Annotated in this window: 24 protein-coding genes; all 24 read right to left on the minus strand. The window is 64.8% G+C overall.

Annotation, left to right across the window (positions count from 1 at the left end; genetic code table 11):
• Positions 1–157 precede the first annotated feature (157 nt).
• On the minus strand, positions 158–754 hold the full coding sequence (locus ABGN05_RS16405; protein WP_367955105.1) for an adenylate kinase: 597 nt from the start codon (positions 752–754) through the stop codon (positions 158–160).
• The gene (gene secY / locus ABGN05_RS16410; RefSeq protein ID WP_367955106.1) at positions 751–2,091 is read right to left on the minus strand and encodes a preprotein translocase subunit SecY; all 1,341 of its coding nucleotides are present in this window, start codon (positions 2,089–2,091) and stop codon (positions 751–753) included. Before secY ends, ABGN05_RS16405 begins: the two co-directional genes overlap by 4 nt.
• Before the next feature lie 126 nt (positions 2,092–2,217).
• Positions 2,218–2,688, minus strand: coding sequence for a 50S ribosomal protein L15 (gene rplO / locus ABGN05_RS16415; RefSeq protein WP_367955107.1), 471 nt, complete (start codon positions 2,686–2,688; stop codon positions 2,218–2,220).
• A gap of 19 nt (positions 2,689–2,707) precedes the next feature.
• Positions 2,708–2,908 (minus strand): 50S ribosomal protein L30, encoded by a 201-nt coding sequence (gene rpmD / locus ABGN05_RS16420; protein WP_367955108.1) that lies wholly within the window; start codon positions 2,906–2,908, stop codon positions 2,708–2,710.
• Between the two features lie 25 nt (positions 2,909–2,933).
• Positions 2,934–3,494, minus strand: coding sequence for a 30S ribosomal protein S5 (gene rpsE / locus ABGN05_RS16425; protein WP_367955109.1), 561 nt, complete (start codon positions 3,492–3,494; stop codon positions 2,934–2,936).
• 76 nt (positions 3,495–3,570) lie between these two features.
• On the minus strand, positions 3,571–3,930 hold the full coding sequence (gene rplR / locus ABGN05_RS16430) for a 50S ribosomal protein L18 (RefSeq protein ID WP_367955110.1): 360 nt from the start codon (positions 3,928–3,930) through the stop codon (positions 3,571–3,573).
• An 84-nt stretch (positions 3,931–4,014) separates the two neighbouring features.
• Complete coding sequence (gene rplF, locus ABGN05_RS16435; RefSeq protein WP_367955111.1) at positions 4,015–4,548, minus strand: 50S ribosomal protein L6; 534 nt, start codon at positions 4,546–4,548, stop codon at positions 4,015–4,017.
• 40 nt (positions 4,549–4,588) lie between these two features.
• A complete protein-coding gene (gene rpsH / locus ABGN05_RS16440) occupies positions 4,589–4,987 on the minus strand; it encodes a 30S ribosomal protein S8 (protein WP_367955112.1) in 399 nt (132 codons plus the stop codon).
• A gap of 12 nt (positions 4,988–4,999) precedes the next feature.
• A complete protein-coding gene (gene rpsN, locus ABGN05_RS16445) occupies positions 5,000–5,305 on the minus strand; it encodes a 30S ribosomal protein S14 (RefSeq protein WP_367955113.1) in 306 nt (101 codons plus the stop codon).
• A 27-nt stretch (positions 5,306–5,332) separates the two neighbouring features.
• On the minus strand, positions 5,333–5,890 hold the full coding sequence (gene rplE / locus ABGN05_RS16450) for a 50S ribosomal protein L5 (protein WP_367955114.1): 558 nt from the start codon (positions 5,888–5,890) through the stop codon (positions 5,333–5,335).
• Positions 5,883–6,194: a 50S ribosomal protein L24 gene (gene rplX / locus ABGN05_RS16455; RefSeq protein ID WP_367955115.1), complete on the minus strand. Its 312-nt coding sequence runs from the start codon at positions 6,192–6,194 to the stop codon at positions 5,883–5,885. The genes rplE and rplX overlap by 8 nt, the downstream gene beginning before the upstream one ends.
• A 15-nt stretch (positions 6,195–6,209) precedes the next feature.
• Positions 6,210–6,578, minus strand: coding sequence for a 50S ribosomal protein L14 (rplN, locus tag ABGN05_RS16460; protein ID WP_367955116.1), 369 nt, complete (start codon positions 6,576–6,578; stop codon positions 6,210–6,212).
• Between the two features lie 68 nt (positions 6,579–6,646).
• A complete protein-coding gene (gene rpsQ, locus ABGN05_RS16465) occupies positions 6,647–6,898 on the minus strand; it encodes a 30S ribosomal protein S17 (RefSeq protein ID WP_367955117.1) in 252 nt (83 codons plus the stop codon).
• A gap of 10 nt (positions 6,899–6,908) precedes the next feature.
• Positions 6,909–7,109 carry a 50S ribosomal protein L29 gene (rpmC, locus tag ABGN05_RS16470; protein WP_367955118.1) on the minus strand — a complete coding sequence of 67 codons (201 nt, stop codon included), beginning with the start codon at positions 7,107–7,109 and terminating at the stop codon, positions 6,909–6,911.
• Positions 7,110–7,123: 14 nt separating this feature from the next.
• Positions 7,124–7,537 (minus strand): 50S ribosomal protein L16, encoded by a 414-nt coding sequence (gene rplP, locus ABGN05_RS16475; RefSeq protein WP_367955119.1) that lies wholly within the window; start codon positions 7,535–7,537, stop codon positions 7,124–7,126.
• Between the two features lie 35 nt (positions 7,538–7,572).
• Positions 7,573–8,292, minus strand: a complete 720-nt coding sequence (rpsC, locus tag ABGN05_RS16480) for a 30S ribosomal protein S3 (protein ID WP_072606001.1) — start codon at positions 8,290–8,292, stop codon at positions 7,573–7,575.
• A complete protein-coding gene (rplV, locus tag ABGN05_RS16485) occupies positions 8,292–8,681 on the minus strand; it encodes a 50S ribosomal protein L22 (protein WP_367955120.1) in 390 nt (129 codons plus the stop codon). The genes rpsC and rplV overlap by 1 nt, the downstream gene beginning before the upstream one ends.
• A 2-nt stretch (positions 8,682–8,683) precedes the next feature.
• Complete coding sequence (gene rpsS, locus ABGN05_RS16490) at positions 8,684–8,962, minus strand: 30S ribosomal protein S19 (RefSeq protein WP_072606005.1); 279 nt, start codon at positions 8,960–8,962, stop codon at positions 8,684–8,686.
• A 15-nt stretch (positions 8,963–8,977) separates the two neighbouring features.
• Positions 8,978–9,811 (minus strand): 50S ribosomal protein L2, encoded by an 834-nt coding sequence (gene rplB, locus ABGN05_RS16495; RefSeq protein ID WP_367955121.1) that lies wholly within the window; start codon positions 9,809–9,811, stop codon positions 8,978–8,980.
• A gap of 18 nt (positions 9,812–9,829) precedes the next feature.
• Positions 9,830–10,123, minus strand: coding sequence for a 50S ribosomal protein L23 (locus ABGN05_RS16500; protein ID WP_072606009.1), 294 nt, complete (start codon positions 10,121–10,123; stop codon positions 9,830–9,832).
• Positions 10,120–10,740: a 50S ribosomal protein L4 gene (gene rplD, locus ABGN05_RS16505; RefSeq protein ID WP_367955122.1), complete on the minus strand. Its 621-nt coding sequence runs from the start codon at positions 10,738–10,740 to the stop codon at positions 10,120–10,122. The genes ABGN05_RS16500 and rplD overlap by 4 nt, the downstream gene beginning before the upstream one ends.
• The gene (gene rplC / locus ABGN05_RS16510; protein WP_367955123.1) at positions 10,740–11,447 is read right to left on the minus strand and encodes a 50S ribosomal protein L3; all 708 of its coding nucleotides are present in this window, start codon (positions 11,445–11,447) and stop codon (positions 10,740–10,742) included. The genes rplD and rplC overlap by 1 nt, the downstream gene beginning before the upstream one ends.
• A 63-nt stretch (positions 11,448–11,510) precedes the next feature.
• Complete coding sequence (gene rpsJ / locus ABGN05_RS16515; RefSeq protein ID WP_072606015.1) at positions 11,511–11,819, minus strand: 30S ribosomal protein S10; 309 nt, start codon at positions 11,817–11,819, stop codon at positions 11,511–11,513.
• A gap of 70 nt (positions 11,820–11,889) precedes the next feature.
• Positions 11,890–12,458, minus strand: a 569-nt coding sequence (locus ABGN05_RS16520) for an EF-Tu C-terminal domain-related protein (protein ID WP_367955124.1), incomplete at its 5' end; no start/stop codon positions are given.

The raw sequence follows: 12,458 nt of genomic DNA on the forward strand, positions 1-12,458 counted from the left end.
CTGGCGCATTCGAGGTTCCCGCGTCCGGTGGAGGCCGGCCCCTGCGGGGTTTCCCATTGAAAGCTGCGGACGCGCCTCGAAGGCCCATCCGACAGCCGGTCTGATTGGGAGACGTGGCGCTATAGTCCAGTGCGCCGGTCCCGTCAACTGTGCCGCGTCAGTTTTTCCGCGCGACGCCTTCGAGGATGCTCTCGATCGATGCCGTCACGACATCCATCCCGGCCATGCCGTCGACCCCCGTCAGGAGACCCTTGGCATGGTAGTAGCCGATCAGCGGCGCCGTCTTCTTGTAGTACTCGCGCAGCCGCTCCTCGAAGACCGCCGGATTGTCGTCCTTGCGGACGGGCAGACCGGCGGCTTCGGTTTCGGCGGCGCGCTTGGCGATGCGACCGACCAGCGCCTTGTCATCGACGACCAGTTCGATCGCCACGTCCAGCCCCAGCCCCTTCTGGCGCAGCATTTCCTCGACCGCGTCGGCTTGCGCCAGCGTGCGCGGATAACCATCCAGTATGAAGCCGCGGGCGCAGTCGTCCTGGTCGATCCGCTCGGAAACGATCGCGTTGACGATGTCGTCCGACACGAGTTCGCCGGCATCCATGACGGCCTTGGCCTTCTTGCCGACTTCCGTCTGTGCCTTCACCGCGGCGCGCAGCATGTCACCGGTTGAGAGTTGCGGAATGCCGTGCTTTTCGACCAGTCGCTGTGCCTGCGTCCCCTTCCCCGCCCCCGGCGGTCCGAGCAGTATCAGCCTCATCGTCCCCTCTTTCCTCCGCGGAGCTTCGACTTCTTGATCAGCCCCTCGTACTGATGCGCAATAAGATGCCCCTGGACCTGCGCCACCGTGTCGAGCGTCACGCTCACCACGATCAGGAGCGACGTGCCGCCAAGGTAGAACGGCACGCCGGTCGCCGAGATCAGGAACTCGGGCAGCATGCAGACCAGGACCAGGTAGATGGCGCCCACGACGGTGATGCGGGTGAGCACGTAGTCGATGTACTCGGCCGTCCGCTCGCCCGGCCGGTAGCCGGGAATGAAGCCCGAATGCTTCTTCAGCTGGTCCGCCGTGTCCTTCGGGTTGAAGACGATCGCCGTGTAGAAGAAGGCGAAGAACGCGATCAGCGCGGCATAGAGGATCATGTAGAGCGGCTGACCGTGGCCGAGGGTCGCCAGGACACCGCTCGCCCATCCCGGCAGGTTCTCCGTATTCGAGAATCCGGCCAGCGTGGCGGGCAGGAGCAAAAGCGACGAGGCGAAGATCGGCGGGATGACGCCGGCCGTGTTCAGCTTCAGCGGCAGGTGCGACGTGTCGCCCTGGAACATCCGGTTGCCGACCTGTCGTTTCGGATACTGGATTAGAAGCCGCCTCTGAGCGCGCTCGAAGAAGACGATCACCCCGATCACCGCGATCGCCAGCACGATGATGGCAAGGATGATGCCCGTTGACAGTGCGCCAGTGCGGCCGAGTTCGAGCGTACCGCCAAGTGCCGAGGGCAGCCCCGCGACGATGCCGGCGAAGATGATCAGCGAAATGCCGTTGCCGATGCCGCGCGCGGTGATCTGCTCGCCGAGCCACATCAGGAACATGGTGCCGCCGACCAGCGTGATGACGGCGGAAAACTTGAAGAACCAGCCCGGGTCGGTGACGATGCCGGTGCCGCCTTCGAGCCCGACAGAGATGCCGTACGCCTGGACGGTCGCCAGCAGCACGGTGCCGTAGCGCGTGTACTGGTTGATGACCTTGCGACCCTGCTCGCCCTCCTTCTTCAGCTGCTCGAGCGTCGGGATGACCGACGTCATGAGCTGCATGATGATGGAGGCGGAGATGTAGGGCATGATGCCGAGCGCGAAGATCGCCATGCGCTGCACGGCGCCGCCCGAGAACATGTTGAACATGCCGAGCACGCCGCCCGACTGCTGTTCGAATGCCTGCGCGAAGGCATCCGGGTTGATGCCGGGAATCGGAATATAGGTCCCGAGACGATAGACCAGCAGCGCACCGAGCGTGAACCAGATCCGCTTCTTGAGGTCTTCCGCTTTGGCGAAAGCCGCAAAATTCAGATTGGAGGCGAGTTGCTCAGCAGCAGATGCCATGAAGAATTCTCCGCTTCGTGACGCAGACGAGCCGCCCGTGGGGGCGGCGCGCATCTGCGAAGCCCCGAAATAGGCTCCGGCCATCAGACATGCAAGCGACGGTCGCTCCGCCGCTCGCCGGTCGCGCTATTCCGCGGCCTTTTCGGGAAGCTTGACCGAGCCGCCGGCCTTCTCGACCTTCTCGATCGCGCCCTTCGAAGCGCCCGCGACGTCGAAGGTCAGCTTGGCCTTCAGGTCGCCGTCCGACAGGAGGCGAACGCCGTCCCTGGCGCGGCGCAGCACGCCGGCTTCGACGAGCGTCTCGGCCGTCACGACGGCCGACGCGTCGAGCTTCTTGGCATCGATCGCTGCCTGGATGCGGCCGAGCGAGACGATGTTGTAGTCCTTGGCGAAGATGTTCTTGAAGCCGCGCTTGGGCAGGCGCCGGTAGAGCGGCATCTGGCCGCCCTCGAAGCCGTTGATCGCAACGCCGGAACGGGCCTTCTGGCCCTTGACGCCGCGTCCGCCGGTCTTGCCCGTACCGGACCCGATACCGCGACCGAGACGCTTCTTCGAATGGGTCGCGCCGTCGCGGTCGCGCAATTCGTTGAGTTTCATTGTCTTTCTCCCGCGCCGATCAAACCTCGTCCACGACGCGGACGAGGTGTTGAACTTTCGCGATCATTCCGCGGACGGAAGGCGTGTCCTCCAGCGTCCGGCGGCGATGCATCTTGTTGAGACCAAGGCCGACCAGCGTGGCTCGCTGTTCGGCCGGACGGCGGATCGGGCTTCCGATCTGCTCGACGGTCAGGGTCTTGCCCGTCTTCTTCTCAGCCATGTCAATCGTTCCTCTTCACCGCCGGCTATTCTTCGGCCACGGCGGCGCCGCGGCGCGCCTGCAGCGTCGAATACTTGATGCCGCGCTGGGACGCGACGTCCTTCGGATGCATCTGATGCTTCAGCGCATCGAAAGTCGCGCGCACCATGTTGTACGGGTTCGACGATCCCATGGATTTCGCTACGACGTCGTGCATGCCGAGCGTCTCGAACACGGCGCGCATCGGGCCGCCTGCGATGATGCCGGTACCTGCCTTTGCGGTGCGCAGCAGCACCTTGCCGGCGCCGTGGCGGCCCGCGACGTCGTGATGCAGCGTGCGGCCGTCGCGCAGCGGGACGAAGATCATCTCGCGCTTGGCGGACTCGGTCGCCTTGCGGATCGCCTCCGGCACTTCGCGCGCCTTGCCGTGGCCGAAGCCGACGCGGCCCTTCTGGTCACCCACCACGACGAGAGCGGCGAAGCCGAAGCGCCGGCCGCCCTTGACGACCTTGGCGACGCGGTTGATGTGGACGAGCTTGTCGACGATCCCGTCGTCGCGCTCTTCGCGGTCGCGGCCACGGCCGCCGTCCCTGCGTTCCTGTGCCATATCCTGGTTCCTTGTTCTTTTCCGGTAGCACGGGTTGATGAAAGCCGCGGGCGCAGGCGTCCGGCGGCGGCGAAAATCAGAAGCTCAGGCCGCCCTCGCGCGCAGCCTCGGCGAGCGCCTTGACGCGCCCGTGATAGATGTAGGCGCCGCGGTCGAAGACCACGTTCCTCACGCCGGCCTTCACGGCGCGCTCGGCGATCAGCTTGCCGACCGCAGCGGCGGCCGCAGCGTCAGCACCGGTCTTCAGCGACCCCTTCAGATCGGACTCGAGCGTCGAGGCGGAAGCCAGCGTATGGCCGCGCGTGTCGTCGATGATCTGGGCGTAGATGTTCTTCGACGACCGGTGCACGGAAAGCCGGGGACGGTCGCCCGCCACCTTCTTGATCTGCCGGCGAACGCGCTGGGCGCGCTTCTGGTGGGATTCCTTGGAAGCCATTCTGGTTCGTTCCTTGCCTTCTCAAACGGGTGCGGCCATGTGCGGTAAGGCTGTGGCCTTCCCGCGACCGCTCTGCCCGCGGCCTTACTTCTTCTTGCCTTCCTTGCGGACGATCTTCTCGTCCGAGTAACGCACGCCCTTGCCCTTGTACGGCTCGGGGCCGCGATACTCGCGGATTTCCGCCGCGACCTGGCCGACCTTCTGCTTGTCGATGCCAGTCACCACGATTTCGGTCGGCCGCGGCGTCGCGATCGTGATGCCTTCCGGCGTCTGGTAGACGACGTCGTGGCTGAAGCCGAGCGCCAGCTGCAGGTTCTTGCCCTGCATGGCGGCGCGATAGCCGACGCCGGTGATCTCGAGTCGCTTCTCGAAGCCGTTCGTGACGCCCGCGAAGATGTTCGCGATCTGCGTGCGGGACATGCCCCACTTGGAGCGGGCGAGCTTGGACTGGTCGCGCGGGTCGACGGCGACGGCGCCGTCTTCCATCTTGACCAGCACCTCGTCGTTCACGACGAACTTGAGTTCGCCCTTGGGACCTTTCGCGGAGACGGTCTGCCCGTCCACGGAAGCAGTGACGCCTTGCGGCACCTGCACCGGTTTCTTGCCAATACGAGACATTGTCTTGTCCTCGTTCCTATTCCTGGTTCATGCCCGCCGATCAGAAGATCTGGCAGAGCACTTCGCCGCCGACGTTCTGCTCGCGCGCCTCGTGATCCGCCATCACGCCCTTGGGCGTCGACAGGATCGAGATGCCGAGCCCGTTGGAGACGTGCGGGATCGTCTTCGCCGAGACGTATACCCGACGGCCGGGCTTCGACACGCGGGCGATCTCGCGGATCACCGGAGCGCCGTCGAAATACTTGAGCTCGATCTCGATCTCGGACTTGCCGTTTTCGAAATCGGTCTGGCTGTAGTCGCGGATGTAGCCTTCGGCCTTCAACACGTCCAGCACGCGGGCGCGCAGCTTCGAGGCGGGCGTCGAGACCTTGCTCTTCTTGCGGCCGAGGCCGTTGCGGATGCGGGTCAGCATATCGCCGAGAGGATCACTCAATGACATGGTTCGTCCTCCTTACCAGCTCGACTTGACCAGGCCCGGGATCAACCCGAGCGAACCGAGCTCGCGAAGCGCAATGCGCGACATCTTGAGCTTGCGGTAGTAGGCGCGCGGGCGGCCGGTGATTTCGCAGCGGTTGCGGACGCGGTTGCGCGCCGAATTGCGCGGCAGCGCGGCGAGCTTGAGCTGCGCGCGAAAGCGTTCGTCAAGCGGCAGATCCTGATTCATCACGATTTCCTTCAGCGCCTCGCGCTTGGGAGCGTACTGCTTCACGAGCTTGCGCCGCTTCTTGTTCTTCTCGACTGAGCTGATCTTGGCCATGTCTCGAAATATCCTTTTTCGCCGCCGTTACTGCCGGAAGGGGAAGTTGAAGGCCTTGAGCAGAGCCCGGGCCTCGTCGTCCGTCTTGGCAGTCGTGCAAACGATGATGTCCATTCCCCAGATCTGGTCGACCTTGTCGTAGTTGATCTCGGGAAACACGATGTGCTCCTTGACGCCCATGGCGAAGTTGCCGCGGCCGTCGAAGCTCTTGGGGTTCAAGCCGCGGAAGTCGCGAACGCGCGGCAGCGCGATCGTGACCAGGCGGTCGACGAATTCGTACATGCGGTCCTTGCGCAGCGTGACCTTCGCGCCGATCGGCATGTTCTCGCGCATCTTGAAGCCGGCGATCGACTTGCGCGCGCGGGTCACCACGGCCTTCTGGCCGGCGATCATGGCGAGGTCTTCCGCCGCCACGGACGGCTTCTTGGAATCCGCCGTCGCCTCGCCGACACCCATGTTTATGACGATCTTGTCGAGACGCGGCACCTGCATCTCGTTCTCGTACTTGAACTGCTCCCGGAGCGCCTTGCGGATCTCGTCCTTGTAAAGCGCCTTCATCCGCGGTTCGCTTGCGGTCTTAGACATCGATCGTTGCTCCCGAGCGCTTGGCGACGCGCACCTTCTTGCCGTCCTTCACCTCGAAGCCCACGCGGGTCGGCTTGCCGTCCTTCGGATCGGCAACGGCGAGGTTCGACAGATGGATCGGCGCTTCCTTGGAAATGATTCCGCCTTCCTGGGACTGCGACTGGCGCTGGTGGCGGCGGATCATGTTGATCCCGCGCACGACAGCCTTGTCGTCCTTCGGCATGACGGTCACGACTTCGCCCGTACGGCCCTTGTCCTTGCCGGCGAGCACGACGACCTTGTCGCCTTTGCGTATCTTTTGCATTTTTGTCCGGGCTCCTTACAGCACTTCCGGCGCGAGCGAGATGATCTTCATGTGGTTCTTGGCGCGAAGCTCGCGCGGAACCGGGCCGAAGATGCGCGTGCCAACCGGCTCTTTCTTGTTGTCGATCAGAACGGCCGCGTTCTTGTCGAAACGGATCACGCTGCCGTCGGGGCGGCGGATGTCCTTGGCGGTGCGCACAACGACCGCCTTCATCACGTCGCCCTTCTTGACGCGGCCGCGCGGGATCGCTTCCTTGATCGACACCACGATGATGTCGCCCACGGAAGCGTATTTCCGCTTCGATCCGCCCAGCACCTTGATGCACATGACACGACGCGCGCCGGAATTGTCGGCAACGTCTAGGTTTGTCTGCATCTGAATCATGACTGGCCGCCTTCTTCTTCCCTCGACACGCGGGCACCCTGGCCGCGCGGCCGATCAATTGTTGTTCTTCAAGCCTGCGCTTCGGCCTGCGCCTCGGTCACCACGACCCAGCACTTGTCCTTCGAGATCGGCCGCGATTCCTGGATGAACACGATGTCGCCGACCTTGTGGACGTTGGCCTCGTCATGCGCCTTGTAGTTCTTCGACATGCGAACGGTCTTCTTCATCACCGGATGCGTGAAGCGGCGTTCGACCTTGACGACGACGGTCTTGTCGCTCTTGTCGCTGACGACCGTGCCCTGCAGGATGCGCTTTGGCATGTTGTTGTCCTTAAGCCTTCTTGCCGGCCGACTTCTCGGCGGCGATGGTCTTGATGCGCGCGATGTCCCGACGGACCTGCTTGACGCGCGATGTCTTCTCGAGCTGGCCCGTCGCCTTCTGGAAGCGCAGGTTGAACTGCTCCTTCTTCAGGCTGGCGAGTTCGTCGTTCATTTCGTCGGCCGACTTGGCCCTGACGTCGGAGGCTTTCATCTGATCGGCCCTTCCTATTCGGCTATGCGCTGTACGAAGCGCGTCCTGACCGGCAGCTTGGCGGCGCCCAGGCGCAGCGCCTCGCGTGCGATCTCCTCGGTGACGCCGTCGAGCTCGAACATGATCCGGCCCGGCTTCACGCGGCACGCCCAGTAGTCCACCGCGCCCTTGCCCTTGCCCATGCGGACTTCGGTGGGCTTGGAGGTGACCGGCACGTCCGGGAATATCCGGATCCAGACGCGGCCCTGGCGCTTCATCTCGCGGGTGATCGCGCGGCGGGCCGCCTCGATCTGGCGCGCGGTGACGCGCTCGGGCTCCATCGCCTTCAATCCGAAAGCGCCGAAATCGAGGTTGGTCCCGCCCTTCGAGGCGCCATGGATGCGCCCTTTGAACTGCTTGCGGAACTTCGTGCGCTTTGGCTGCAGCATCTTCGTCTACTCCGAATTCAATCCTGTGTGGCGCTTCACGCGTTCTCGCGCTCGCGACGACGTCCGCCGCCGCCACCGCCGTGCTGGTCGCCTTCCGTCGCCCGGCGCTCCGAGGCCATCGGGTCGTGCTCGAGGATCTCGCCCTTGAACACCCAGACCTTGACGCCGCAGATGCCGTAGGCGGTCTGCGCCTCGGCGGTGCCGTAGTCGACATCGGCGCGCAGCGTGTGCAGCGGCACCCGGCCCTCGCGATACCATTCCATCCGCGCGATTTCGGCGCCGCCGAGGCGGCCCGAGCAGTTGATGCGGATGCCTTCCGCGCCGAGGCGCATCGCCGACTGGACGGCGCGCTTCATGGCGCGGCGGAACGCGATACGGCGCTCGAGCTGCTGCGCGATCGACTGCGCGATCAGCGTGGCGTCGATCTCCGGCTTGCGCACCTCGACGATGTTGAGGTGCGTTTCCGACTTGGTCATCTCGGTCAGCTTGCGGCGCAGCTTCTCGATGTCGGCGCCCTTCTTGCCGATGATGAGGCCCGGACGCGCGGCGTGGATCGTCACGCGGCACTTCTTGTGCGGGCGCTCGATCACCACCTTGGAGATCGCCGCCTGCTTCAGCTCCTTCATCAGGTAGGCGCGGATCTTGATGTCCTCGTGCAGCAGTTCGCCGTACTCGCCGGTATTTGCATACCAGCGCGAGTCCCAGGTGCGGTTGATCCCGAGGCGAAGGCCGATCGGGTTGACTTTCTGGCCCATCAGGCGGCCTCCACTTGCTCTTCGACTTCGCGAACGACGATCGTCAGGTTCGAGAAGGGCTTCTCGATGCGGCTGGCGCGACCGCGGCCACGGGCATGGAAGCGCTTCATGACGATCGACTTGCCGACATAGGCCTCGGCGACGACGAGGGCGTCGACGTCGAGGTCGTGATTGTTCTCGGCGTTGGCGATTGCCGATTCGAGCGTCTTGCGGACGGTGTCCGCGATACGCTTGCGCGAGAATTCCAGGTCGGCGAGCGCGGAAGCCACCTTCTTGCCGCGGATCATCGCCGCGACGAGGTTCAGCTTCTGCGGGCTGACGCGGATGGTGCGCAGAACGGCGCGCGCCTCGTTGTCAGCAAGCCTGCGCGGAGCTTTGGCCTTGCCCATCGTTATTTCCTCTTCGCCTTCTTGTCCGCGCCGTGGCCGTAATAGGTACGGGTCGGGGCGAACTCGCCGAACTTGTGCCCGACCATGTCCTCGGACACGGATACCGGGATGTGCTTCTGGCCGTTGTAGACGCCGAAGGTGAGGCCAACGAACTGCGGTAGGATGGTGGAGCGGCGCGTCCACATCTTGATCACTTCGTTGCGGCCGCCCTCGCGCACCTTGTCTGCCTTCTTCAAGAGAAAGCCGTCGACGAACGGGCCTTTCCAGACTGAACGGGTCACGTAACCTTACCTCTCTTAGCTCTTGCGCGCATGGCGCGAGCGCATGATGAACTTGTCGGTCGCCTTGTTGGACCGCGTCCGCTTGCCCTTGGTCGGCTTGCCCCACGGGGAGACCGGGTGGCGACCGCCCGAGGTGCGGCCTTCGCCGCCGCCGTGCGGATGGTCGACCGGGTTCATGGTCACGCCGCGGTTATGCGGGCGCTTGCCGCGCCAGCGGGTGCGGCCGGCCTTGCCGTCGTTGATGTTGCCGTGGTCCGGGTTGGACACGGCACCGACAGTGGCGATGCACGAGCCGTGCACGATGCGCTGCTCGCCCGAATTCAGGCGCAGGATCGCCATGCCCTGGTCGCGGCCCACCAGCTGTGCGTAGGCGCCGGCCGAACGGGCGACCTGGCCACCCTTGCCGGGCTTGAGCTCGACATTGTGGATGATCGTGCCGACCGGCATGGAAGCCAGCGGCATCGCATTGCCCGGCTTCACGTCGACCTGCGCGCCGGCGATGATCTTGTCGCCGGCCACCAGGCGCTGCGGCGCCAGGATGTAGCTGAGCTCGCCGTCGTCGTAACGCACCAGCGCGATGAAGGCGGTCCGGTTCGGATCGTACTCCAGCCGTTCGACCGTCGCCTGCACGTCGAACTTGCGGCGCTTGAAGTCGATGATGCGGTAGGTCCGCTTGTGGCCGCCGCCGATGAAGCGCGCGGTCACCCGGCCGGCATTGTTGCGGCCGCCCGATTTCGTCAGGCCGTCCGTCAGCCCCTTGACCGGCTTGCCCTTGTAGAGGCCGGAGCGGTCGACGATCACCAGCTGTCGCTGGCTGGGCGTCACCGGGTTGTAATTCTTGAGTGCCATCTTGTTACCTCAAGCCTCTCAGAGTCCGGTGGCGACGTCGATCGACTGGCCGTCGGCCAGCGTCACAATCGCCTTCTTGACATCGCTCAGGCGGCCCTTGGTGCCGCGGAAGCGCTTCACCTTGCCCTTGCGGACCATGGTGTTGACCGCCGTCACCTTGACGCCGAACAGCGCCTCGACGGCGGCCTTGATCTCGGGCTTCGACGCCTTCTTGGCGACGTTGAACACGACCTGGTTGAACTCGGAGGCCATGGTCGACTTTTCGGTGATCGCCGGGCTGACGATCACGTCGTAGTGGCGAAGGTCAGTCATTTGAAGCGCTCCTCGAGTGCCTCGACGGCCGCCTTGGAAAGGACGAGCGTGCCGCGGCGAAGAATGTCGTAGACGTTGATGCCCTGGATGGGCAGCACGTCGATGTTCGGGATGTTCGACGCGGCGCGCTTGAAGTTCTGGTCAAGCTCGGCGCCGCCGATCATCAGCGCGTTGGTCAGTCCCAGTCCGGCGAAGTTCGCCACCAGGGCCTTCGTCTTGGCGTCCGTCAGCATCAGGTCGTCGACGACGATCAGGCTGGACGCCTTTGCCTTCGCCGACAGCGCGTGCTTCAGGCCGAGAGCGCGCACCTTCTTGGGAAGATCGTGCTCGTGGCTGCGCACCACCGGGCCGTGGGCCTTGCCGCCGCCGCGGAACTGCGGAGCGCGCGCCGAATGGTGACGGGCGCGGCCCGTACCCTTCTGCTTGTACATCTTGGCGCCGGTGCGCGCGATCTCCGAGCGCCCCTTGGCCTTGTGCGTGCCCTGCTGGCGCTTGGCAAGCTGCCAGCGCACGACGCGCTGCAGGATGTCCTCGCGGGGATCGAGACCGAAGATCTCGTCCGACAGGGTCACCTTGCCGGCATCGGCGCCGGCGAGCGTGGTAATCTTGATGTCCATCACGCGGCTCCTTCGACGGCCGGAGCTTCATTCTTGGCCCGCAGCGCAGCCGGCTTCGGCGCATTGTCGGGGAGCGCGACCTTGACGGCGTCCTTGACGATGATCCAGGCGCCCTTGGAGCCCGGAACCGCGCCGCGGATCAGGATCAGTCCGCGTTCCGCATCGGTCGAGACGATCTCGACGTTCTGCGTCGTGACGCGGGTCTGGCCCATGTGGCCGGCCATCTTCTTGCCCTTGAACACCTTGCCCGGATCCTGGCGCTGGCCGGTCGAGCCGTGAGTACGGTGCGACACCGAGTTGCCGTGCGTGGCGCGGCCGCCACCGAAATGGTGCCGCTTGATGACGCCCTGGAAGCCCTTGCCGATCGTGGTGCCCGTCACGTCGACCTTCTGGCCGGCGACGAAGTGGTCGACGGTGATCTCGACGCCGACATCCAGCATGTTGTCGGGCGACACGCGGAACTCGGCGACCTTGGCCTTCGGCTCGACGGAGGCGGCGGCGAAATGGCCGCGCATGGACTTCGACGTGTTCTTCACCTTGCGCAGCCCGACGCCGAGCTGCACGGCATCGTAGCCGTTCTTTTCCTGGGTGCGCTGCGCCACGACCTGACAGTTCTCCATCCGGAGAACCGTGACGGGCACGTGCTCGCCCGCATCGTTGTAGATGCGCGTCATCCCGATTTTCTGTGCGATAACACCTGAACGCATCGGTTCAATTTCCTTTTCAGGGTTCCAGGTCCGGGCCGAAGCCGTTTCCGTGAGGCCCTCTGCCTAGAGCTTGATCTCGACGTCGACGCCGGCGGCCAGGTCGAGCTTCATCAGCGCATCGACGGTCTGCGGAGTCGGGTCAACGATGTCGAGCAGCCGCTTGTGCGTGCGCATCTCGAACTGCTCGCGGCTCTTCTTGTCGATGTGCGGCGAGCGATTGACGGTAAATTTCTCGATCCGCGTCGGCAGCGGTACCGGACCGCGAACGCTGGCGCCGGTACGCTTCGCCGTAGAGACGATCTCGCGCGTGGAGGCGTCGAGAACGCGATGGTCGAACGCTTTGAGGCGTATGCGGATGTTCTGGCCGTTCATTCGTCAAATCCTTCAAGTCTTTCGCGGGCGCGGGGCTTGCTCGCACCCGCGACAGACCGTTTCGTTATTGTTACTCGACGATGCTCGCCACGATGCCGGCGCCGACGGTGCGGCCGCCCTCGCGGATGGCGAAGCGCAGCTTCTCCTCCATGGCGATCGGCACGATCAGCGTCACGTCCACCGTCACGTTGTCGCCCGGCATCACCATCTCGGTGCCTTCCGGCAAGGTCACGATGCCGGTCACGTCCGTGGTGCGGAAGTAGAACTGCGGACGGTAGTTGGTGAAGAACGGCGTGTGGCGCCCGCCCTCCTCCTTGGTCAGGATGTAGGCCTCGGCCTTGAACTTGGTGTGCGGCTTGACCGAACCCGGCTTGCACAGCACCTGGCCGCGTTCCACGCCCTCGCGGTCCACGCCGCGCAGCAGCGCGCCGATGTTGTCGCCCGCCTGGCCCTGATCGAGCAGCTTGCGGAACATCTCAACGCCCGTCACCGTCGTCGAGGTCGTCGGGCGGATGCCCACGATCTCCACCGTCTCGCCGACCTTGACCACGCCGCGCTCGACGCGGCCGGTCACCACCGTGCCGCGGCCCGAGATCGAGAACACGTCCTCGATCGGCATCAGGAACGGCATGTCGATGG

The organism is Aquibium pacificum, assembly GCF_040839445.1.
Taxonomy (GTDB): Bacteria; Pseudomonadota; Alphaproteobacteria; order Rhizobiales; family Rhizobiaceae; genus Aquibium; species Aquibium pacificus.